The sequence below is a fragment of the Geothrix edaphica genome (assembly GCF_030268045.1).
In the GTDB taxonomy this organism is placed as follows: Bacteria; Acidobacteriota; Holophagae; order Holophagales; family Holophagaceae; genus Geothrix; species Geothrix edaphica.
In genome coordinates this window covers 1,136,815-1,158,401 of sequence record NZ_BSDC01000001.1, presented here as the reverse complement: position 1 = coordinate 1,158,401, position 21,587 = coordinate 1,136,815, and the positions used below count along the sequence as shown (strand labels likewise).

Genomic DNA, 21,587 nt, shown 5'->3' with positions numbered 1-21,587 from the left:
CTTGGACCCCTGGCCACCGGGGATGAGAGAATGAATCACAGATCCCCGTCCGTTCCTCAGGGCGGGCTTCTTTTTTGTCCCGTTTGAAAGGACCCCCTTGGATCACTCGCTGAATTCCGATCAGCCCCCTGCCCCGACCCTCCAGGGGCTGGCGGACCGCTATCGCCCCCTGGTGCTGCTCGCTGCGGGGTATCTGGGCCTCGGCCTGGTGCTGCGCCTGACGCTCTGGAGCATCTTCGGCCGGGAGGCGCACGTTCCGGCCTCCTCCATGCTCTGGGTCCTCCCAGCGGGCCTGATTTCCGATGCAGTCCAGGCCCTCTACTTCTTACTCCCTTTGGCCCTGTACGGCTGGCTCCGACCCCCTCGTCCTTCCGGACGGCGGGCCTGGGGAGCGGTCCTTCCGACCCTCGTGACCTTTCTGTACGCCGTCGGCGGGCTCTTCCTGGTGGCTTGCGAGTACTTCTTCTTCGAGGAGTTCAACGCCAGGTTCAACCTGGTTTCCGTGAACTACCTGATGTATCCAACTGAAGTGGCAGGGGATATCTGGTCCGAATACCCTGTGGTCAAGATCCTTCTGGTCTGCGCCCTGGTGGCGGGCTTCGCCGCCTGGAAGCTTCGGGCCCAATGGGTGAAGGCTATGTCCACCCCACTGAGCTTCAAGGCCCGCAGCCTGGCCATGGCGGTCTACGGCGCCGCGCTGGCTGTGGCCATCCTCTGGATTCCCACCAACCTTTTCGGGTTCTCCCTCAACCGGGTCACCAATGAACTGGCGGCCAACGGACCCTCCAGCTTCTTCCGGGCGCTGCGCACCAGCGAAATCGACTACCACGCCTACTACCCCACCCGCCCTCCCGCGGAGAACCTGAAGCGCCTCGAGGCGCAGCTGGCCTCGGGCGATGGCCGGTTCACCCGGTTGCCGGAAGGGCGCCTGGACCGCCAGTTCCCCGCCCGTCCCGAGGGCCTGGGGAAGCTGAACGTCATCCTGATTTCGAGCGAGTCCTTCGGCGCCGAGTTCAGCCGCCTCTACGGCTCCGCGAGGGATTGGACGCCGGAATTCGACCATTTCGCCCAGCAGGGGCTCTGGTTCCGGCATGCCTATGCCACGGGGACCCGCACGGTCCGAGGCCTTGAAGCCATCAGCACCTCCATGCCCCCGGTTCCGACCGAGGCCGTCCTGAGGCGCCCGGGACACGAGTCCATGGCCACCCTCGGCGCGGTACTCCGGGGCCATGGCTACCAGACGGCCTTCCTGTACGGCGGCTATGGGTACTTCGACAACATGAACGAGTTCTTCCAGAGCAACGGCTACGAGGTGCTGGACCGGACCAACCTGAAGACCAAGCCCAGGTTCGAGAACATCTGGGGCGTGTCGGATGAGGACCTCTTCGACATGGCCCTGTCCTGCGCGGACGAGCGCGCGGCCAAGGGGGCGCCCTTCTTCCTCCACATCATGAACACCTCGAACCACAAGCCCTACACCTTCCGGCCCGGGCTGGAGTCCATCGGCGTGAAGGCTTCGGGAGGAGGCCGGGAATCCGGGGTGCGGTACGCCGACTTCGCCCAGGGACGCTTCCTGAGGGATGCGGAACGCCACCCCTGGTTCAGGAACACCCTCTTCATCGTCATCGCCGACCATGGCGCCAGGGTCTACGGCCGGCAGGAGATCCCTCTGAAGACCTACGAGATCCCCTTGATGTTCTACGCACCCGGCCGCCTGGCCCCCCGGCGGTCGGACGGGCTCATGTCCCAGATCGACCTGGCCCCCACGCTCATGGGCCTGCTGGGGCTCCCCTACACCGCGCCATGGTTCGGCCAGGACGTGCTCCGCACGCCGGAGTCCGGCCGGGTCATGCTGTTCAACCACAACGATCACGTGGCCCTGATGAAGGATGGCGTCCTCACCATCCTCGGCCTCCACGGCACCCGGGTCTCCAAGAGGTATGACGCCGAGAAGGACGCCTACCTGCCCCAGCCGGAGGGCGCCAGCCACGATGATCTGGCCATCGCCTACTACCAGACGGCGTATGAGCTATTCAAGGCAAAGAAGTACAATTGATCACCCTTACGTGTCCATCCAGGAAGCCCGAATCGTGAGTTCCTTGTTCGCTCGAGTCCGACAAGCCTTGGCGGAGCATCCCCTGCTCCGTCCCGGAGCCCGGGTCCTCGCCGCCATGTCCGGCGGGGTGGACAGCTCCGTGATGGCGGCCACGCTCCACCATGCCGGCTATGAAGTCATCGGCGTGTCCATGCAGCTCTTCGACAAGAAGACGGCTCGAACATCCGATGGGAAGTGCTGCACTCTGGATGATTTCCAGGACGCCCGCCGGGTGGCCTATGAGATGGGGTTCCCGCACTATGTGATGGATTTCGAGGCCCGCTTCCGGGACACGGTCATCGAGGGCTTCATCCAGGGGTACCTGGATGGCGAAACCCCTAGTCCATGCATTCGTTGCAATCAGCATCTCAAGTTCTCTGCATTGATGGAGCGAGCCGAATCCCTGGAAGCCGCCTTTGTCGCCACGGGCCACTACGCGACCATCACCCATGCCGATGGGCGCTGGCACCTGCGGAAGGCCTCGGATCCGGCCAAGGATCAGAGCTACTTCCTCTTCCATCACACCCAGGCCACCCTGGCGCGGACCCTGTTCCCCCTGGCCGGGCTCACCAAACCCGAGGTGCGGAGCCTGGGCGCGGAACTGGGCCTGCACCTCGCGGAGAAACCCGAAAGCCAGGAGATCTGCTTCGTGACCCAGGATCGCTACGACAGCTTCCTGGAGGCGGAGGGCCGGGATCCCGGCCGGGGCGATGGGGACATCCGCCACCTGGACGGCCGGGTCCTGGGCCGGCATCGCGGCTACTGGCGGCACACGGTGGGACAGCGGCGGGGCCTGGGCGTCGCCTACGCCGAGCCCCTCTATGTGGTCCGGGTGGAACCTGCCACCAACACGGTCTGGGTCGGCGGTGAGGCCGACCTCCTCGGTCGCGACCTGGTGGCCCGCGAACTCAGCTGGGTGGATGGCCCTCCCCGCGGGCCCCTGGCCTGCCAGGCCCGCATCCGCAGCCGGTCCATGGAAGCCGAGGCGCTGGTGATCCCCCTGCCGGATGGCCGGGTCAAGGTCGCGTTCGCGGAGCCCCAGAGGGCCATCGCCGCCGGCCAGGCGGTGGTCTTCTATCAGGAGGGGGAGCTCCTGGGCGGCGGGTGGATCGACAGCCAGCCCGAGTGATCGAGAAGATCACCGCCCTCCCAGCGTGAAGGCCACACCCGGATAGCTCACGAAATGGTAGAGGTTGGCCTCTGCCGTGGCGCCCATCCCCACATCCCGTACTGGGACCTGGGGAAAGCTGATGGAGGTGCCGAAGGCCACCGGGTATCCGGTCGGAGAAGCCAATCCCAGGTCCCGGGCGGTCTCTTCCAGCAGCAACAGACCGAACGGAATGGAGAAGCGGCCGCACCAGGGCATGCGGTACTGGTCGGGATCCTGTGGGTTCACCACCGCGGTGAAGAATGCCCGGGCCTTCGCCGCGGACACCGGGCCGGCCAGGGGGCCTTTCAGCAGGTGGCGGTCGCTTGCGATGGCCTCCTCATAGGCCCGCACGCCCCCGGAACCATGGGGAGTGTATTTGAAGTCCTCACCGTAATGGATGCCATCGGAGGAGATGACGATGGCCAAATCGCGGCCGAGGGCCCAGCCGCGGGCCTGAATACATTCGGCCAGGGCCTTCCCCAGGTGCGAGGCCAGCGTCTGGAACCGCTCGAAGGAAGCCGAGGGCACGAGGATGGATACGATCTCGACTCTCGGGTCCTGGTGCTTCAGCCAGTAGGCGATGGCCTCGACGGAATGTTCGCTGTCCTGCATGGCCGCATCGCGGATGACCTCCGAGGCGGGCATCCTGGCCAGCAGCTCCTCACGCAGGCCGGAGACCTTGATCTCGCCATCCGGTGCGCGCCAGGCGCGATAGGGATCGAACACCAGGGCATCCTTGGCCCCGAACCGGCGGTACTTGTGGAAGACACCCACCAACACGATGGTACGGGCCTTCACCAGCGGCATCAGCTGGTGGTACACCCTGCCCGCGTAGAGGTAGTCATCGTGCGGGCAGATGAGGCCGGCGACCCCCGGGGCGGGCATGGGGGCGAGGGCTTCGGGAGCCGGCGGAAGGGCGGACCGCTCCCACACCTTCGCCATCTGCTCCGGCTTCGAGGCGAAGCCCACCGCATCCTGCTGACCCCGGAGGTCCCCCTGGGAGGGGATGCCCATGGTCCTCCGGACCTCTTCCAGCGTGGGGCGCTGGGCTGGGGGGGCGGGCGCGGAAAGCGAAGCCTGGGCAAGGCCCGGAAGGCACGCCAGGAGGCAGGCGCAGAAGAAGGCCGCGGCGCGTTTCATGGGGGAATCTCCGGAACCACCGTAGCAGCCCCGCCCGCGCCATCCGCGATGTCGCTCCCGATCGACGCACAAAAAAGCCCCCTTGCGGGGGCTTGTCTGGAGGCGCCGATCGGAATCGAACCGATGGATACGGGATTTGCAGTCCCGGGCCTTACCACTTGGCTACGGCGCCTTGTGTTGCTGTGGAGCTTTCAAACAGTCCGGGCCGCTTGCGCGGCCCGGGTGCAGTGGAGCGGGTGATGGGATTTGAACCCACGACTTCAACCTTGGCAAGGTTGCACTCTACCACTGAGTTACACCCGCGTGAGACATCAAGACTAGCAATGGCGCGCGATACGGTCAACGGTCTTTTTCGGATCGGCAGGTAGGGCAGAGGCCGAAGAGCATCAGCTGGTGCCGGGTGATCCGGAACCCCGAAAGGGTCTCGAGCTCGATCAGCGATTCATCGAGCCCGCAGGCATCGACCTCCACCGTGCGTCCGCAGCGCTCGCACTGGAGGTGGTGGTGGTGGCGGCGCGAGTCGCACCGGACGAAACGCATGACCTGGTCCGGGCCCATGATGCTCTCGGCCCAGCCCTCCTGCACGAAGCGCTCGAGGTTCCGGTAGACCGTGGGCAGGCCCGAGCGCCGCTCCGGCATGCGTTCCCAGATCTCCTCCACGGTGAGCGGGCGGTCCGAGTCCTTGAGCACCTGGAGGATCCCTTCGCGCTGGGGCGTCTGCCGCATGCCGGCGGCACGCAGGGAGGGCGAGGAGGCGGGACCGGGGTCGGACATGGTCCTAGGATGCCAGATTCGGGCATGCTGGATCCTATGCTCCAGCGCACATTGGGCCGGCTTGGCGCAACGGATGCCAGCCAGCCGTTCCTTCCCCTCGCCTTCCGGCTCTACGCCAGCTTCGGCCTGCTGGTGCTGCACCTCGCGCTGCCGGCCGAGGGGCGGGTCGTGGGCCCGGGCGAGGACCTGTACCTGGCCGCCCTGGCCCTCTTCCTCATCGAGGCGGTGGCGGAGGCGGGCCAGGGCCTCCGGGACCGGGGCCAGATCTTCCCCACCCCCACCCTGCCGTGGATCTGGTGGAACCTCGTGCTGGACCTGGGCCTGGTCACCCTGGTCATCGCCTACCAGGGCGTGGTCCAGGAGCGCTTCTCCACCCTCTACATCTTCCCTGTGCTGGCCTCCGCCTTCTATCTGGGCACCACGGAGATCGTCTGGGTGGGCGTGGTCTCCTCCATGTCGCACATCCTGCTCGTGCTGGGCTTCACGCTGGGCCTGATCCCGCCGTTCGGCCTGTCCGGCGAGGGCCTGGATCTGGAGGGAAGCCGCCTGCCGTTCCTGCTGGGCATCGCCTCGCTGCAGATCTTCGCCGCGACCCTGGTGCTGGTCCTCATCCGCCGGAGCCTCGATCGGCTGCGGACCGACCTGAGCGCCAGCGAAGCCACGGTGGACGAGCTGTCGGCCCTGCATCTCCGGGTGGTGGAGTCCATGTCCTCCGGCCTCGTCACCCTGGACCCGGCGGGACGGATCACGTCCGCCAACCCCGCCGCGGCAGCCATCCTCGGACGGCCCGTGCCCATGGGCCTCCCCATCCAGGAGCTCCTCGATCTAGGAGATCCCCTGCCAGCCCAGCACCGGTTCGAGCTCGCCCGTCCCCAGGAGGGCCGGAATCCGCAGATCCTGGGCGGGCATCTGACCTCCCTCCGGGGACCGGGGGGCCAGGAAACAGGCCAGCTGCTGCTGTTCCAGGATCTGACCGAGCTCAAGGCCCTGGAGGAACGCACCCGGATCAGCGAGCGTCTTGCGGCCATCGGGCAGCTCGCGGCCGGCCTCGCCCACGAGCTCCGCAACCCCCTGGCCTCCATCAGCGGCTGCGTGCAGCTGCTGCACCGGCAAGGGGCGCCAGAGGAGGTCAGGGGCCGGGTGCTGGGCATCCTGGATCGGGAGACCCAGCGGGTGGGCGCCATCGTCTCCGATTTCCTCGATCTGGCCAGGCCCGAGGCCGCGCCCGGCAAGGTGCTTCCCCTCGCCCGCGTCCTGGAAGAGGCCCGCGCAAGCTGGGAGATGGATCCCCGGACGGAAGGCCTGCCCCTCAGCCTGCAGGAGCCCCCCCAGGCCCTCCTCCACGCGGATCCCGTGGGCCTGCACCGGACGCTCATGAACCTCCTGAGCAACGCCCGGAAGGCGGTGAAGGGCGTCCCCTCGCCTCGGGTCACCCTTTCGGCCCAGGTCACCGGGGGCCGGATCCGGCTGATGGTCGAGGACAACGGCTGCGGCATGGCCCCCGATCAACTGGATCGTCTGTTCGTCCCGTTCTCGGGCAGTTTCGAGGAGGGATCGGGGCTGGGCATGAGCCTGGTCTACAAGTTCACCGAAGCCATGGGATGGCGCATCGATGTCCAGAGCCGGCCCGGGACCGGCACCCGGGTCAGGATTTTCCTACCGGAACATCCACCGGAAGAGCTGTTGGCGCAGCAGGAGGATCCGGCGTAAACTTCCGGCAGCTTTCCGTCATCTAAATCAGGACACACCCTTGCAGGGTCCACTTGGCACCTGCCACAGTGGTTCATCCCTTCCACTGCTTTCGGCTCCTGCCCCCTTGGCGGGCCCCGTTCAGCCATGAAAGGGGGTGGCCGCCCGCCAATGCCTTTGACATCTCCCGCACTGCCCACCGGGCCAGGATCTGCCATGAACCGCAAGCTCATCCGACCGAACCTCAGCGAACTCAAGGACAAGCTGGGTATTCCCGCCAAGGGGGGCGGCGGAGAAGCCATGACACCCGTGCCTCCCTCGCTCACGCCGAGCGGCGAACCGAATCCGGTGGTCAACCCCTCGGCGGCCACGGCGCCCCAGGGGCTGGGGAGTCCCCGCCGCAAGATCGCGCCGCCCGAACAGACCAACGCCGAGAGCTTCTACTACCTCAAGCAGATGCAGTCCAAGACGCCGATGGTGATCGTGCTCCAGGACGATGAAAAGGTGCGCGGCGTCATCGAGTGGTACGACAAGCACTGCCTGAAGATCAACCGGGTGAAGGAACCCAACGTCCTCGTGCCCAAGCACAACATCAAGTACATCTACAAGCAGGAGGAGGAGCCCCGGATCCGCCGGAGCCGCCCGTCCAAGAAGGAAGAACCGCTGACCACGGAAGTGGAGATCGCCGCCTACGATTGAGGGCGGGAACGCCTCAGGGACCACCATGAGCCGCCCACCGCGCATCGCCATCACCCTGGGGGATCCCTGCGGCATCGGGCCCGAGCTGCTGCTGCGGTCCCTGCCGATCCTGGGAGCCTGGGCCGACGTGGTCGTGGTCGGGGCGCGGGCTGGCGTGGACCTCCTCAAGGGCACTGAGGGCAGGCTCGTGAACTGGCGGTGGGCGGATGCCCCCGCTCCGGCGCCGGAGGGTTTCCTGGGGACGGCCTGCGGCCTCGAAGTGGAGAACCTCGGCGGCTCCACCACTGCGCTCTGGCTTGACCCAACGCCTGAGATCCACACCGGCCAGCTGGTCCTGGGCCGCGGCTCCGCCGCCTCCGGCCGGGCCACCGTGGAGGCCATCCGCCTGGCTGCGGGCCTGGCCCTGTCCGGGGCGGCGGACGCCCTCACCACCCTGCCCATGGCCAAGTCCGCCGCGCATCTGGCCGGGTACCCCATCCCCGGCCACACCGAATACCTCCAGACGCTCGCCGGCGCGCCCCTCACGCGCATGGCCTTCGTGAGCCCCCGCCTGTCCGTGGTGCTGCACACAGTCCACCAGAGCCTGCGCTCCGTGGTGGAGGACCTGGACGCGGAGGCCGTGGCGGAAACCCTGGCCTTCTCCGCCAGCCGGTTCATCCAGCTCACGGGGAACCCGGATCTCCGCGTGGCCCTCTGCGCCCTCAATCCCCACGCCGGGGAGGCCGGGGCGTTCGGAGACGAAGAGCGCCTGCTGGCAGAAGCCCGCGACCGGGCCGAGGCGGCCTTCCGCGAAGCAGGGCCCGCGGGCCCCTTCGCCAGCCTGCCTTCCCCCTTTCCGGCCGAGCCCGCGCCCGCTGGATGGACCCTCCATCCAGGCGAGCCCCCGGTTCCCAGACCCGCTTCGGGCCCCCGCGGGCCGCGCTTCTCCGGTCCCCTGCCTTCGGACAGCCTGTTCCACCGCGCCGTCTCGGGCGAGTTCGATCTGGTGGTCGCCCTCTACCACGACCAGGGCCTCATCCCCATCAAGCTGCTGGAGCCCAGCCGGGCTGTGAACCTCACCCTGGGCCTGCCCTTCATCCGCACCAGCCCCGATCACGGCACCGCCTTCGACAAGGCGGGCCGGTGGATCGCGGATCCGCGGAACTTCCTCGAGGCCGCGGCCCTGGCCGTGCGGCTCGCGGGGCGGGCGCAGGGGGAACCCTGGACCGCCCGGGTGGCCGAGCCTTGAGTCCCGCCCTCCGAGCCGCCTTCGGGCCGGGCGCGACCCTGCATGGAACGGAACCCCAGGGCGCCGCGGTTCCCCGCACGGCCCTGCCGGTCCGCCAGGGCACGCCCCGACACCTGGCGGCCCACCTGGATCGCCTCCAGGCCGGAGCCAAGGCCCTGGGGCACGCCTCCCCCTGGCTGCCCGAGGCCACGGAGGAACTCGGCTACTGGCTGAAGCGGCATGCGGCCCCGGAGGCCGCCCTGCGCCTGGAACTCCGCCTGGATCTCAAGCTCCTGGACGCCCGCCTGGAGCCCCTGCCCCCGCCGTCCACACCCTATCGCCTCGCGCCCCTGCCCCACCCCATGGGCGATCTGCGCCCGGACCCCCTGGCGCCGCACAAGGGACTCTCCGGCCCCTGGCGCCCCCAGGCCCTGGCCGAGGCCTGGCGGCATGGCGCCGAGGACGCTCTGCTGCTGTGGCCGGATGGCACCCTCGCGGAGAGCGCCATCGCCACGGTGGCCCTGGAGCGGGCCGGTACGCTCACCCTGCCGCCGCCTGAAGGCCGCGTGGCCAGTGTCGCCGAGCGGCTGGACCTCCCTGCCTGGGCCGAGGAGCACGGGTGGCTGCTGCAGCGCGCGCCCATCTCCCTCGAGGACTGCGGCGGAGGGCGGCTCTGGTGCCTGAATGCCCTTCGCGGCCTCTGGCCCGCCACGCTTCCGTGAGAGGCTTCCCCTAGGAACTCCGCCATGGCCTTCGCAGACCTGATCTCGGCCCTGCTGCTGCCCCTTCCGCCTTGGCTGGGGTTCTGGACCTTCCGCCGCAAGGGCCGCGTGGGCCTCAGCTACGGCTACTTCCTGGGCGGGATCCTCGCGGTGCTGGCCCTGCCCTGGGGCCACCTCACGGGCCTGCCCCTGCCGGCCGCCCAGCTCGGCGGGGCCCTGCTCGGGTTCACGATCTTCCTCCAGGCTCAGCGGGAGGGCGTCCAGGGCGTGCGCCGGCTGGCCGTGGGCGTGGGCAGCGCCAGCCTCTTCCTGGCCCTGCTGCTGGTCCGGCTCCACCTGCCCTGGCAGGCCGTGCTGCACCTGTGGGCCGGCGCGGCCCTGGAGGCCCTGCTCTGGCTGGTCCTCTCGGACCTGGCCTACCGGTGGACCCACGGACGCCAGCTGGAGCTGCGGATGCCCCTCGTCGGGGCCCTCACCCTGGGCGCGGGCGCCCTGGCCCAGCTGCTGCTGCCTCCGGACGCACCCCGCTTCTCCTGGCTCTCGGCCATCCTCGCGGGCCTGCTCCTCGGCCTAGTGGCCCTCCAGCAGCTGAAGTGGCTCCGGGAGCAGGGCGCCTGGGTGGAAGGGCGCGGTCAGGGCCTCCGCCTGGCTCTGGCCCTGGTGGAGAAGGCCGGGCCCGCGGAACTGCCCGGACTGGCCCTGGGCCTCGATCCGCGCCAGCCCATGTGGCTGGTGGACGACCAGGGCCGGGTCCTTGAATCCAACGGTCCCTTCAGCCAGCTGGTGGGCCTGCCCCGCTACCAGCTGCGGGGCTACCCCATGGATGCGCTCTTCCAGGGGGGCGAGCTGCCGGTCTGGCAGGCCATCCGGAACCAGCTCCTCCAGTTCGGAAGCGCCTCGGTGACCGCCACCCAGGTCAGCGAGGACGGGAGCTTCAGCGAGGTCGTCCTCGAGGCCTCGGCCTTCGACCGCGGCATGGGCCTGGTGTGGATCGCCAATGCCGTCGCCGGGGCCCTGTCCCTGCGGGCCGGCGCCTCCCCCCGGTCCGGCGGCGACGAGGAGCAGCGGAGGCTAGGCGCCAACGCGATGCTGGCCCTCGCCGCCGCCGCCGACCGGCTGCTGTCGGATGCTCCGGCAGGCCCGCTCCGGGAGGCCGCCGAGCGCGTGGGGGAGGCCACCCGGAGGCTGTCGCCGACTCAGCCGGAGCGCGGACCAGTGGAGGGCCGGGCCACGCTGGAGGCGCTGCTGCCGGGCCTCCGGAGGCTTCTCCCGGCGGGCCGGAGCATGGAGCTCAGGGCCGCATCCCTGTCTCTGGCCGTGGAGGCGGAGGCCCTGAAGCGCATCGCCACGCAGCTCCTGCTCCATGCCAGGGAACGCACGGGCCGCGAAGACCTGGTGCTGACCCTCGAGGCCGCGGACCTGGGGGGCCATGGCTTCGGACTGCTCCATGCGGAGCCGGTGGGAGGGCCCGGGGGCTGGACCCGGGAGCTGTTCGGCCTCGGGTGGTTGCGCCAATCCGTGCTGGAGGCCGGCGGCATGCTGGAGCTGGAGCAGGATGCCCGCTCGGGGGTGCGGCCCCGGGTCTACCTGCCCGTGGCTGCGCCGGTCCGGCCTCTGGCGGGCGCGCTGCTCTCAGGGCGGACCCTCTGGATCGTGGACCGCGATCCGCTGGTCCGGAGCGCCCTCGCAGACCTGGTCTGGCAGCTGGGGGGCCAGGCCGGGACGTTCGAAGACCTGCCGAAGCTCCTGCGGGGGAGCCGCGGACTGGCCCAGCCGGACGTGCTGGTGCTCGAGCGGACGCCGAAACTGGAGCGCTTCCACCGGGCGCTCCGCACTTTCCAGAAAGAGCCCATACCCACCCTGGTGATCGGCATGGACCAGCCCCTGCCCATGGACCCGGCGTCCCTGGGCCTGCGCCGGATCGGCTTCCTGGAAAAGCCCTTCGAGCCCGCGGCCTTCGGCAAGTCCGTGCTGGCCCTGCTGCGGGAGCCGGCGGAGTGATGCCGTGGGCTGTTGTAGGCTGGAGGCTGGAGGCAGCATGTCGACGGTGGCGGTGATCCTGGCGGCGGGACTCGGAACCCGCATGAAATCCCGGCTTCCCAAGGTGCTGCACCCGATCCTCGGCGACCCGTCGCTGCTCTGGGCGCTGCGGACCCTGCCTCCGGATCTCGGCGGCGCCGTCGTGGTGGTCCATCACGGCAAGGAGCTGGTTCTGGCGGCCCTGGAGGCCTGGCGGCAGGCCGGGCTGCTGCCCTGTCCCGTCACCGCCGTGGACCAGGGCGAGCCGCTCGGCACCGGTCACGCCCTCCAGGTCTGCATCCCCGAGCTGGACCGGCTCGGTGCCACCCAGGTGGCCATCCTCTGCGGCGATGTGCCGCTCACCTCTCCGGCCACCGTGCGGAGGCTCTGCTCGGCAGACGCCCTGCTCCTGGCCATGGACCTGCAGACCCCCGGCTCGTACGGCCGGGTGATCCAGCATGCCGACGGCCGCCTCGCGGGCCTGGTGGAGGCCAAAGACGCCACGCCGGAGCAGCTGGCCGTCCAGCGCGTGAACGGCGGCGCCTATGCCCTGCCCTGGCCCGCCCTGCGCCGCGCCCTCCAGGGCCTCACCAACCACAACGCCCAGAAGGAGTACTACCTCACGGATGCGGTGGCTGCCGTGGCCCGGGAACTCCCCGTGGCCGTGGAGGTGTGCGACCCCGAGGAGCTGGCGGGCATGAACTCCCGTCACGACCAGGCTGCCCTCCAGGCCGCGGCCCAGCGAAGGGTCCAGCGGCACTGGATGGCCGAGGGCGTGACCTTCCTCCATCCCGACAGCACGCTGGTCGGTCCGCGGGTGACCCTCGCGCAGGATGTGCTCCTGGAACCCGGCGTGAGGCTGGAGGGTTCCGTCGCCATCGGTGAGGGCTGCCGCATCGGCCAGGGCACGATCATCACCGACTCCACCCTGGCGGAGGGCGTGGAGGTCCGGCCCTACTGCGTCATCGAGCAGGCCGCGGTGGGCGCGGGCGCCAAGCTGGGGCCCTTCGCCCGGCTGCGCGAGGGCACGGACCTGGCCGAAGGCGTCCATGTCGGCAACTTCGTGGAGACCAAGAAGGCGAAGCTCCACCGCGGCGCCAAGGCCAACCACCTCGCCTACCTCGGCGACACGGAGATCGGCGAAGGCACGAACATCGGCGCCGGCGTCATCACCTGCAACTACGACGGCGTGAACAAGCACCGCACGCTCATCGGCAGCCGCGTCTTCGTGGGATCGGACACCCAGCTGGTCGCTCCGCTGTCGATCGGCGACGGGGCCCTCATCGGCGCTGGCAGCACCATCACCAAGGACGTACCGGCGGACGGCCTGGCCCTGAGCCGGACTCCCCAGACCCTGCGTGAAGGTGGCGCCGCTCTTCTGCGGGACCGGCAGAAGAAGCAGACTCGGTTAAGCTAGTCCTTTGCGCTCCGGAGCCCCATGGTTCTGACCCTCATCGACAAGACTGGTGCCCGCGTGCTGGGAGCGCTCGACACCGCGGGGGACTTCGCCACCCTGGCGGGCCGGACGTTCGTCGCCCTCTTCAAGCGTCCCTTCGACGGCAAGAACCTGCTGAACCAGCTCCAGGCCGTGGGGGTCCACTCCCTCCCGGTGGTGATCCTCACGAGCGTCGCCGTCAGCATGGTGTTCGCTGTGCAGCTGGCCTTCGGCTTCCGGCAGTTCCAGGCGGAAGGCCTGGCTTCCCAGGTGGAGGGCCTGGCCATCGTCCGCGAGCTGGGCCCTGTGATCACGGGCCTCATGCTCTCGGGGCGCATCGGCTCGGCCATGGCCGCGGAACTGGGAACGATGCAGGTCACCGAGCAGATCGACGCCCTGGAGTGCCTGGCCACGGATCCCATCCACTACCTCTTCGTGCCGCGCTTCCTCGCGTCGGTGCTCGTGGTCCCCCTCCTGACCGTGATCTCCATCTACGTCGGGTTCTGGGGCGGCTACATGATCCTGGTGGGTGTCGAGGGCCAGAGCGCCTTCGTCTACGGCAACGAGTTCTACAAGCTGCTGGCCTTCAGGGATCTCCGCATCGCGCTCTACAAGGCCCTGGTGTTCGGCATGATCATCGCCCTGGTGGGCTGCTGGAAGGGCTACCGCACGCAGGGCGGCGCCGAGGGGGTGGGCAACGCACCCACCAGCAGCGTGGTGACCAGCTCGCTGTGGATCCTGATTTCCGATTTTTTCCTGACCAAGCTCCTGCTGGTGTGACGGCATGGCCCTGATTGATGTCGTCAACCTCTCCAAGGCCTTCGGTCCGAAGGTCGTGCTGTCCAATGTGAACCTCCAGGTCCAGGAGGGCGAGAGCCTCGTGGTGCTGGGCGGTTCCGGCACCGGCAAGACCGTGCTGCTGCGCAACATCATGGGTCTGCTCACGCCGGATTCCGGCCATGTGGCCATCGAGGGCAAGATCATCGCCCAGCTCTCCCGCGAGGAGCTGTTCAAGGTCCGCCAGAGCATCGGCATGTGCTTCCAGATGGCGGCCCTCTTCGACTCCATGACCGTCTTCGAGAACGTGGCCTTCGGCCTGCGGCGGCACCTCAAGTACACCGAGGGCGAGATCGCCGCCCGGGTGGAGGAGTGCCTCTCCATGGTCGGTATGAAGGGGACCGACAAGCTGAAGCCCGCCGAGCTGTCCGGCGGCATGAAGCGCCGCGTGGGCTTCGCCCGGGCCATCGCCCTCAAGCCCAAGATCCTCCTCTTCGACGAGCCCACCACGGGCCTGGACCCCGTGATGACCGACGTCATCGGCCGCGTGATCCTCGACCTCAAGCACGAGCTGGGCGTCACCACCATCACCATCACCCACGACCTCAAGTCCGCCTTCGAGATCGCCGACCGCATCGCCCTGCTCTTCCGCGGTGAGTGCATCGCCTGCGAGCCGCCCGCCGCCTTCAAGGTCAATCCGCATCCCGTCATCCAGCAGTTCCTGCGGGGCGATGCGGATGGTCCCTTCCTTCAGGACCCGCCCCCGCCCAAGCGAAGAACCCAGGAGGCCCACACATGAAGCCCGAAACCAAGGTCGGCCTCTTCTTCACCGGCGCCATCTTCCTGCTGGCGGTGCTGGTCTTCCGTTCAGAGAAGCTGGAGATTGGCGGCAAGAAGAACCAGTCCGAGCGCTTCACCTACTTCGACTCCGTGGCGGGCCTCAACGTCCAGAGCGCCGTACGCATCGCCGGCGTGAAGGTGGGTGATGTCCGCACCATCGCCCTCGAGAACGGGAAGGCCCGCGTCGTGGTGGGGCTGAGCCAGGATGTCCCGGTCTACGCGGATGCCTTCGTGTCGCTGGGCTCCATCGGCATCCTGGGGGAGAAGTTCATCGACCTGGATGCCGGCCACAGCGCCAAGGGGCCCTTCCCCGAGGGCAAGCCCCTGCCCAGCAAGGCCGGCGTCAGCCTCGACAACCTCATGGAGTCCCTCTCTGATATCAGCAAGAACGTGAAGGGTGTCACCCAGGCCCTGAACGAGTCCATCGGCGGCGAGCAGGGCCGTCAGAAGCTCGACGAGATCGTGGACAACATCCGCGTGCTGACGGCCGAGTTCCGGTCCATGGCCCAGGAGAACCACAGCGCCATCAACAACACCATGGGCAACGTCGAGGCCATCACCGCCGATCTGCGCGACAAGCTGCCCAAGCTCGCCCAGCAGTTCGAGATGGTCGGCAAGAACCTGAACGCCATGCTCGAAGAGAACCGGCCCGAGCTGAAGGGCGTCATGGGTGACGTCCGCAAGCTGGCCCAGAGCTTCCAGGGCACGGCCGACAACCTGAAGGTGCTCACCGACCGCATCAACAAGGGCGAGGGCACCATCGGCAAGCTGCTCAACGACGAGACCACCATCAAGAAGATCAATGAGGCCGTGGACAACGTGAACGGCCTGCTGGGCGGCTTCAACAAGATGGACTTCCGTCTGGACATGGACGCGGCCCAGTGGGACAAGCGCAAGGACAGCCGCGTGGCCCTCGGCCTCGAGATCGCCCCCAGGCCCGACTACTGGTACGCCCTGGGCTTCGCCTCCACGCCGGATGGCAAGCTGAGCGAGAGCACCCGCACCGTCACCCAGCTCGACCCCGTCACCGGCCAGCCCATCACCGTGCTGGAGCGGAACCAGTTCGTCACCACGGATCGGAGCTTCACCCTGTCCGCCCAGTTCGCCAAGCGCATCGGCCCTGCAGTCTTCTCCGCCGGCATCGTCGAGGGCAAGGGCGGCGGCGGCGTGGAACTCCGCACCCTGGACAACGACCGGCTGCGCTTCGGCGTCCTGGCCTACGACTTCACCAAGCGTGACGACAAGCCCAACCCGCGCTACCGGTTCACCAGCAGCTATCAGTTCTGGAAGGGCGCCTACGTCCAGGCTGGCGTCCAGGACATCGGCAACAAGGACCTCCGCACGATCTTCTTCGGCGGCGGCCTGCGCTGGAAGGACGACGATCTCAAGAAGATCATCGGCCTGGCTGGAGCCGGCAAGTGAAGGAACCCCGCGCCCTGCCCCTCCCCGGCTCCCTGCCGGAGGAGCGGGGCGTGCTGTTCCTCTGGGTCCGCCGGGGTGTGCCGCTGGCCGCCGCGGCCTTCGCCTTCCTGGGCGCGGCCTTTCACTCCGCCGGTCGCGGCTGGTGGCTGCTGGCGGGCGTGACGGCCCTCGCAGCGGCCTGGCCGAGTTTCCTGCGGGGCGAAGCCTTCCTGCGGAACCGGACGGCCGTCCGGCGGCAGGACAGCATCTGGGCCCACGCCTTCCGCCCCCTCGCCCGCTGGCTGGGTCAGGAGGACGCGTGGATCCTCTCCTATTGCGGCGACAACAACCGGCGGGTCCGCGAGGCCTTCAGCGACCGCCGCGCCAAGCGGGCCCTCATCCTGCTGCCCCACTGCATCCAGATGGCCCGCTGCAAGGCCGGCATCCTCGATGACCTCCAGGCCTGCTACGACTGCGGCCTGTGCCCCGTGGGCGACTACATGAACCTGGTGCTGACGAACCGCTGGGAGGGCCGCATCACCAACCGCAGCCACAAGGCCTACCGCGAGGCCCGGGAATTCCGGCCCGATCTCGTCGTGGCCGTGAGCTGCCCGGACCGGCTGCTCAAGGGGCTCACCAAGATGCCCGAGATCCCCTGCTACGTGATCCCGCTGGGCCTGCCCCACGGCATGTGTGTGGACACAGACTTCAGCGTGCCCCACCTGCTCGCCGCCATGGAGACCCTGGTGGAGCCCCGGCGGCCCTCCGGCGAGGTCCAGGCCCTGCGCCACGAAGGCATCGCGTGACCGGGGACGCCCCGGCCTTCCCCATCCGGGCCTTCTTCCAGCGCCTCCTGGGCCCCCGGGCCCTGGCCTACCTGCTCCACCTGCGCCCGCTGGAGTGGCCCATCATGACGGCGCACTTCCTGCTGGGCACCCTGCTGGCCGCGGGCTGGGCCCTGCGGGCCCGCCCCACCCTGCTGGGGTGGCTGGTCTTCGTCGCCCTGCTCAACGGCGGCACCCTCGCCATCAACAGCGCCTTCGACAAGGATGAGGGCGACATCGGCTACCTGAAGGCGCCACCGAAGCCGCCCGAACACCTGCTGGCATTCTCCTCACTGCTGTTGGCCGCCTCCGCCCTCCTGGGCTTCCTGCTACCCAGGCCCTTCGCCCTGCTCAACCTCGCCTGCGTGGTCATGAGCGTGCTGTATTCCGTGCCCCCGGTGCGGCTCAAGGCCCGGGCCGGCTGGGACCTGCTCATCAATTGCCTCGGCTTCGGCCTGTTCACGCCCCTGGCTGGCTGGGCCCTCACGGGAAGGCCCTTTGACGGAGCCATCTGGTGGGCCTGTTGGGGTTTCGCCTTCCTCTTCGCCGCCCTCTACCCCATGACCCAGATCTACCAGGTGGCCGAGGACACCGCCCGCGGTGACCGCACCCTCGTGATCCGCCTGGGGGTGGGCCGGAGCCTGGCCCTGGCCCTGGCGGCCGCTGCGGCAGCCCACCTGCTGTTCGGCGCCGCAGCCCTGGCCCGGGGGCGGAACGCCCTGTTCCTGGTGCCCTCCCTGGCGGGCTGGCTGGGCGTCCTCCTGCCCTGGATGAGGGGCTGGCGCACCTGGACCGACCGGCGGCACGAAACTGGCATGTATTGGGGTCTGGGTGCCTGGGCCGTGACGGACCTAAGCCTTTTGGTCCTGCTCTGGCCCTGACCAATTTCTAATGAAGGCATCGTCCATCCGATCCAGTAGACTGGGAATGGGTGATGACAATCGTTATCTTCATGGAGCGGGCATGGGATTCAGCCGGGGCATCCGAAGGGTGGGATTTTTGTGCTGCGCGGCCCTCACGGCCCTGCAGGCGGCCCCCCGCACCCCGGCCAAGCTCTCGCTGAAGTCCGCCTCGGCCCTGGTGCTGGACCAGGTCACGGGCCAGGCCCTGATCGAGAAGCAGGCCGGGGCCGTCCAGCCCATCGCCTCTCTCACCAAGCTGATGACGGCCATGGTGCTGCTGGATGCCCGCCTGGACCCCCAGGAGACGCTCACCATCACCCGCGAGGACATGGACATGCTGCGCCACAGCAGGTCCCGCCTCCCCGTGGGCACCCGCCTCCCCCGCGAGCAGGCTCTCCTGCTGGCCCTGCTGGCCTCGGAGAACCGCGCCGCCCATGCCCTGGGCCGCACCTTCCCCGGCGGCCTCACCGCCTTCGTCCAGGCGATGAACGCCAAGGCCCGGGAGCTCGGCCTGGCGGAGACCCGGTTCGAGGATCCCTCCGGCCTTTCCGCCGGCAACGTCGCCTCCGCCCACGACCTGGCCCGGATCCTGGAAGCCGCCTACCGCTACCCCGAGATCCGCGACTTCACCACCCGGTCCGAGACCACCATCCAGGCCGGCCGCCGCAGCATCCAGTTCCCCAACACCAACGCCCTGGTGCGCAGCCCCCGGTGGAACATCGGCCTCTCCAAGACCGGCTACATCGAAGAGGCCGGCCGCTGCCTGGTGATGCAGGCCATGCTGGCCAACCGGCCCGTGCTCATCATCCTGCTGGATTCCTGGGGCAAGTACAGCCGCCTGGGCGACGCCAACCGCATCAAGTCGTGGCTGGAAGGCCGTCTCGGCCCCAAGGGCTGAGGCCTCCTTGCTCACGCCTGATGTCCGGCCTCCCTTCCCGCTGGCCTGGGGCTTCTCCACCCGGCAGGATCCCCCGGAGGCCCTGCCCGAGCGGCGCCTGAACCAGGTGCATCGCTGCGGCGTGGTGGAGGCCACCGACGCGGTGGTGGAGGCCGATGGCCTCTGGACCACCCACCCCGGCGTCCGCATCGGTGTGCGCGTCGCCGACTGCGTACCCGTGCTGCTGGCCGGTCCCCTGGCCGATGGCACGCCCTGGGTGGCCGCCCTGCATGCAGGCTGGCGCGGCGCCACGGGGCATGGCGATGACAGCCCCTTCCCCGGGCCGGGCCGCGGCATCCTGCGGCGCGGCGTGGCCCGCTACCGCGCCCTGGGCGGTCGTCCGGCGGAGCTGGTGTGGGCCTTCGGTCCCGCCATCCTGGCCTGCCACTTCGAGGTGGGCGACGAAGTCATCGCCGCCGCCCGGCAGGATCCCGCCTGGGATGAGGGCCTGCGCAGCGAGGGCCCCTCCGGAAGGGCCCACCTCGATCTGCACGGCTTCCTGCGCGCCCAGGCCCTGAGCCTTGGCTTGGATCCCGGGAAGGAAGGTAGCGTGGCGCTCTGCACCGTGTGCCGCCCCGATCTGCTCTACTCCTACCGCCGCGGCGAGACCACCGGCCGCCAGTGGGGCTGGGTCGAGATCGGCTAACCTGGAAGTCGGCCCTCCTTCCCGGCGGCTGAAGACCGAGGACAGCCCATGCTCAATATCACCGACATCCGCATCACCAAGGTGGAAGGCGACGACAAGCTGCGGGCCTTCGCCGGCCTGGTCATCGACGACTGCTTCCTGGTGGGGGACCTGCGGGTGGTGGAGGGCGAAGACGGCTACTTCGTGGCCATGCCCAGCCGCCGCAAGCGCGACGGCAGCTTCAAGGACATCGCCTATCCCCTGAACAACAACCTCCGCGAGCAGATCGAGGAGAAGGTGCTGCTGGCCTACGAGACCGCCACCGGCCACCGCGCCCTCAGCCGCATCGAGCGCGGCGAGGCCGCCCAGGTGCGCCCCGACCTCCTGGGCGTCGAAGAGTTCGGCTTCACCCCCAAGACCAACCCCTGAAGCCAGGCCCTGAAGCCAGGCCCTGAAGCCAGGCCCCGCAACCGAACCGCGGGCTTGGGCCGGACTCAGACCCGCGCTATGCTTGCCTTTCCGCCTGGGGAGTAGCCAAGTGGTAAGGCAGCAGGTTTTGATCCTGCGTACCGAGGGTTCGAATCCTTCCTCCCCAACGAAAACGGCCGCCAGCAGGCGGTCGTTTTCGTTGGGGACCAGCTGAGGAACTCGCATCGGAGATGGCGCGCAGGTATTCGAGGCGAGCTCCCGTCTATGTCTAACAGCTACTGTCCCCCACCAGAGTCGGGGAATCTCCTGATGAGCCGTTAGATATCGCGGGTTTTCTTCCCGAGGATCAGCCGCGCTCTGGGCTGGGTGGTCAGGTAGGCCCACAGCCATTCGAAGAACACGAACACGCGGCTGCGGAAGTCTACGAGCAGCATGAGGTGGATGAACAGCCAGGCCAGCCAGGCGGGGTAGCCGGTGAAGCTCAGGCGGCCGATGTGGGCCACGGCCCTGCCCCGGCCGAGGGTCGCCATGCTGCCCTTGTCCCGGTAGCGGAATGCTTGGCGCGGCCGGCTGGCCAGGGTCGCCAGGAGGTTCCCGGCAGCGCAGATGCCCTGCTGGATCGCCACGGGGGCGACGCCCGGCAAGGCGCCTCCGGGCCCATGCGTAAAGGCGGCCAGGTCCCCCACGACGAACACCTCGGGATGGCCTGGAAGGCTGAGATCGGGTTCCACCAGCACCCTGCCGATGCGATCCACGGGCACGCCGAGGGTCGCCCCCAGGGGTACCGCCGACACCCCGGCCGCCCAGACCACCGTCCGCGTCGGGATGCGTTCCCCGCCGAGCTGGACGGCATGCTCCTCGATGGCCGTGATGGGCTGGCCCAGGCGGACCTCGACGCCGATGCGCTCCAGGCCCTGCAGGGCCTTCTCCGACAACCCGGAGCCGAAGTTCGCCAGGATGCCCGGCCCGGCCTCCACCAGGATGACCCGGGCGCGATCCGTTCGGATGCGCCGGAACTCCTGCGGCAGGGTGAGCCGTGCCATCTCCTTCAGGGTGCCGGCCAGTTCCACGCCCGTGGGCCCGCCGCCGACGATGACGAAGGTCAGCCATTCCCGGCGGAGATCCGGGTCCTCCTCCTGCTCCGCCCGCTCGAAGGTGAGCAGGAAGCGCCGCCGGATCTCCAGGGCGTCCTCCAGGGTCTTGAGGCCCGGCGCCAGGCCCGCCCAGGCGTCCCGCCCGAAGTACGAGCTGCGGGAACCCGCGGCGAGGATGAGGAAGTCATAGGACAGACCCCTCCCGTCCACCAGGACTGCCCGCCTTGCGTCCAGGTCCACGGAGGCGACTTCTCCGAGCACCACGTCGGCGTTGGCCTGGTCCCGGAGGATGTGGCGGATGGGAGCGGCGATGTCGGCCGGCGAGAGGGTGGCCGAGGCCACCTGGTAGAGGAGGGGCTGGAACAGGTGGTGGTTCTGGCGGTCCACCAGCACCACCTGGACCGGCGCGCCAGCGAGGGCGCGGGCGGCCCGGAGCCCCCCGAACCCACCACCGACGATGAGGACCGTGGGAGGGACAGGATCTGGATCTGCCACCGTGCCTAGTCCCGCATATGGGTCACGAGGACGTAGGAGGACTCGATCCCGGTCAGGGCGTGGGGCTGGTCCTTGTCGAAGACCACCCGGTCCCCGGGGGCCATGGGGATCCAGGCCTCGCCCTTGAGCACTTCGATGCGCCCGGTCAGAAGCTGGGCGGTGGCGACGTAGGGGGCCTTGTGGGGGGCGATCTTGACCCCTCCGGGCAGGGCCACGAGCACCACCTTGACACCGTGCTCCACATCGATGAGAGGGAGGTTGGCCCGCTGCGATTCCGGCATGGGCAGGGCTTCCTGCAGGTTCGTGATGGTCATGGGGGTTCCTTTCACGGCC

General features: G+C 69.0%; 20 protein-coding genes and 3 tRNA genes. 17 read left to right on the top strand and 6 right to left on the bottom strand.

What is annotated here, in order from left to right:
• The first annotated feature begins 97 nt into the window (after window positions 1–97).
• Both QSJ30_RS05215 and mnmA read left to right on the top strand, forming a co-directional pair.
• Window positions 98–2,056, top strand: a complete 1,959-nt coding sequence (locus QSJ30_RS05215) for an LTA synthase family protein (protein WP_285607114.1) — start codon at window positions 98–100, stop codon at window positions 2,054–2,056.
• Between the two features lie 67 nt (window positions 2,057–2,123).
• Window positions 2,124–3,224 carry a tRNA 2-thiouridine(34) synthase MnmA gene (mnmA, locus tag QSJ30_RS05210; protein ID WP_285607112.1) on the top strand — a complete coding sequence of 367 codons (1,101 nt, stop codon included), beginning with the start codon at window positions 2,124–2,126 and terminating at the stop codon, window positions 3,222–3,224.
• A gap of 9 nt (window positions 3,225–3,233) precedes the next feature.
• Here the strand turns inward: mnmA and amrB are convergent, their stop codons facing one another.
• The 4 genes from amrB to QSJ30_RS05190 form a co-directional block, all read right to left on the bottom strand.
• Entirely contained in the window at window positions 3,234–4,385 is a 1,152-nt protein-coding gene (amrB, locus tag QSJ30_RS05205; protein ID WP_285607110.1) for an AmmeMemoRadiSam system protein B, read from the bottom strand.
• Between the two features lie 97 nt (window positions 4,386–4,482).
• Window positions 4,483–4,557 (bottom strand) — tRNA-Cys (locus tag QSJ30_RS05200).
• 56 nt (window positions 4,558–4,613) lie between these two features.
• Window positions 4,614–4,688 (bottom strand) — tRNA-Gly (locus QSJ30_RS05195).
• A gap of 36 nt (window positions 4,689–4,724) precedes the next feature.
• Window positions 4,725–5,159 (bottom strand): Fur family transcriptional regulator, encoded by a 435-nt coding sequence (locus QSJ30_RS05190; RefSeq protein WP_285607108.1) that lies wholly within the window; start codon window positions 5,157–5,159, stop codon window positions 4,725–4,727.
• Window positions 5,160–5,183: 24 nt separating this feature from the next.
• Between QSJ30_RS05190 and QSJ30_RS05185 the strand changes: the two genes are divergently transcribed.
• From QSJ30_RS05185 to QSJ30_RS05115, 15 genes are all read left to right on the top strand, one after another.
• Window positions 5,184–6,869 carry a sensor histidine kinase gene (locus QSJ30_RS05185; protein WP_285607107.1) on the top strand — a complete coding sequence of 562 codons (1,686 nt, stop codon included), beginning with the start codon at window positions 5,184–5,186 and terminating at the stop codon, window positions 6,867–6,869.
• A gap of 195 nt (window positions 6,870–7,064) precedes the next feature.
• Window positions 7,065–7,547, top strand: coding sequence for an LSm family protein (locus tag QSJ30_RS05180; protein ID WP_285607105.1), 483 nt, complete (start codon window positions 7,065–7,067; stop codon window positions 7,545–7,547).
• Between the two features lie 25 nt (window positions 7,548–7,572).
• Window positions 7,573–8,775: a PdxA family dehydrogenase gene (locus tag QSJ30_RS05175; RefSeq protein ID WP_285607103.1), complete on the top strand. Its 1,203-nt coding sequence runs from the start codon at window positions 7,573–7,575 to the stop codon at window positions 8,773–8,775.
• Window positions 8,772–9,476, top strand: a complete 705-nt coding sequence (locus tag QSJ30_RS05170) for an aminotransferase class IV (RefSeq protein WP_285607101.1) — start codon at window positions 8,772–8,774, stop codon at window positions 9,474–9,476. Before QSJ30_RS05175 ends, QSJ30_RS05170 begins: the two co-directional genes overlap by 4 nt.
• Window positions 9,477–9,500: 24 nt before the next feature.
• On the top strand, window positions 9,501–11,477 hold the full coding sequence (locus tag QSJ30_RS05165) for a hypothetical protein (RefSeq protein ID WP_285607099.1): 1,977 nt from the start codon (window positions 9,501–9,503) through the stop codon (window positions 11,475–11,477).
• 37 nt (window positions 11,478–11,514) lie between these two features.
• Window positions 11,515–12,912, top strand: a complete 1,398-nt coding sequence (gene glmU, locus QSJ30_RS05160; protein WP_285607097.1) for a bifunctional UDP-N-acetylglucosamine diphosphorylase/glucosamine-1-phosphate N-acetyltransferase GlmU — start codon at window positions 11,515–11,517, stop codon at window positions 12,910–12,912.
• A 21-nt stretch (window positions 12,913–12,933) separates the two neighbouring features.
• Window positions 12,934–13,710 (top strand): MlaE family ABC transporter permease, encoded by a 777-nt coding sequence (locus QSJ30_RS05155; protein ID WP_285607095.1) that lies wholly within the window; start codon window positions 12,934–12,936, stop codon window positions 13,708–13,710.
• A 4-nt stretch (window positions 13,711–13,714) separates the two neighbouring features.
• Window positions 13,715–14,506, top strand: a complete 792-nt coding sequence (locus QSJ30_RS05150) for an ABC transporter ATP-binding protein (RefSeq protein WP_285607093.1) — start codon at window positions 13,715–13,717, stop codon at window positions 14,504–14,506.
• The gene (locus tag QSJ30_RS05145) at window positions 14,503–15,969 is read left to right on the top strand and encodes an MlaD family protein (protein ID WP_285607090.1); all 1,467 of its coding nucleotides are present in this window, start codon (window positions 14,503–14,505) and stop codon (window positions 15,967–15,969) included. The genes QSJ30_RS05150 and QSJ30_RS05145 overlap by 4 nt, the downstream gene beginning before the upstream one ends.
• A complete protein-coding gene (locus QSJ30_RS05140) occupies window positions 15,966–16,754 on the top strand; it encodes a DUF116 domain-containing protein (RefSeq protein WP_285607088.1) in 789 nt (262 codons plus the stop codon). Before QSJ30_RS05145 ends, QSJ30_RS05140 begins: the two co-directional genes overlap by 4 nt.
• Window positions 16,751–17,653, top strand: a complete 903-nt coding sequence (locus QSJ30_RS05135; protein WP_285607086.1) for a UbiA family prenyltransferase — start codon at window positions 16,751–16,753, stop codon at window positions 17,651–17,653. Before QSJ30_RS05140 ends, QSJ30_RS05135 begins: the two co-directional genes overlap by 4 nt.
• Window positions 17,654–17,735: 82 nt before the next feature.
• Window positions 17,736–18,572 carry a serine hydrolase gene (locus tag QSJ30_RS05130; RefSeq protein ID WP_285607084.1) on the top strand — a complete coding sequence of 279 codons (837 nt, stop codon included), beginning with the start codon at window positions 17,736–17,738 and terminating at the stop codon, window positions 18,570–18,572.
• 7 nt (window positions 18,573–18,579) lie between these two features.
• Window positions 18,580–19,257 (top strand): purine nucleoside phosphorylase YfiH/LACC1 family protein, encoded by a 678-nt coding sequence (locus tag QSJ30_RS05125; protein ID WP_285607082.1) that lies wholly within the window; start codon window positions 18,580–18,582, stop codon window positions 19,255–19,257.
• A 48-nt stretch (window positions 19,258–19,305) separates the two neighbouring features.
• Window positions 19,306–19,665 (top strand): SpoVG family protein, encoded by a 360-nt coding sequence (locus QSJ30_RS05120; protein ID WP_285607080.1) that lies wholly within the window; start codon window positions 19,306–19,308, stop codon window positions 19,663–19,665.
• Window positions 19,666–19,760: 95 nt separating this feature from the next.
• Window positions 19,761–19,832: transfer RNA gene (locus tag QSJ30_RS05115), tRNA-Gln, on the top strand.
• Between the two features lie 150 nt (window positions 19,833–19,982).
• Here the strand turns inward: QSJ30_RS05115 and QSJ30_RS05110 are convergent.
• Together QSJ30_RS05110 and QSJ30_RS05105 are read right to left on the bottom strand one after the other, a co-directional pair.
• Window positions 19,983–21,254 carry an NAD(P)/FAD-dependent oxidoreductase gene (locus QSJ30_RS05110; protein WP_285607078.1) on the bottom strand — a complete coding sequence of 424 codons (1,272 nt, stop codon included), beginning with the start codon at window positions 21,252–21,254 and terminating at the stop codon, window positions 19,983–19,985.
• 5 nt (window positions 21,255–21,259) lie between these two features.
• A complete protein-coding gene (locus tag QSJ30_RS05105; RefSeq protein ID WP_285607076.1) occupies window positions 21,260–21,568 on the bottom strand; it encodes a cupin domain-containing protein in 309 nt (102 codons plus the stop codon).
• Window positions 21,569–21,587 lie beyond the last annotated feature (19 nt).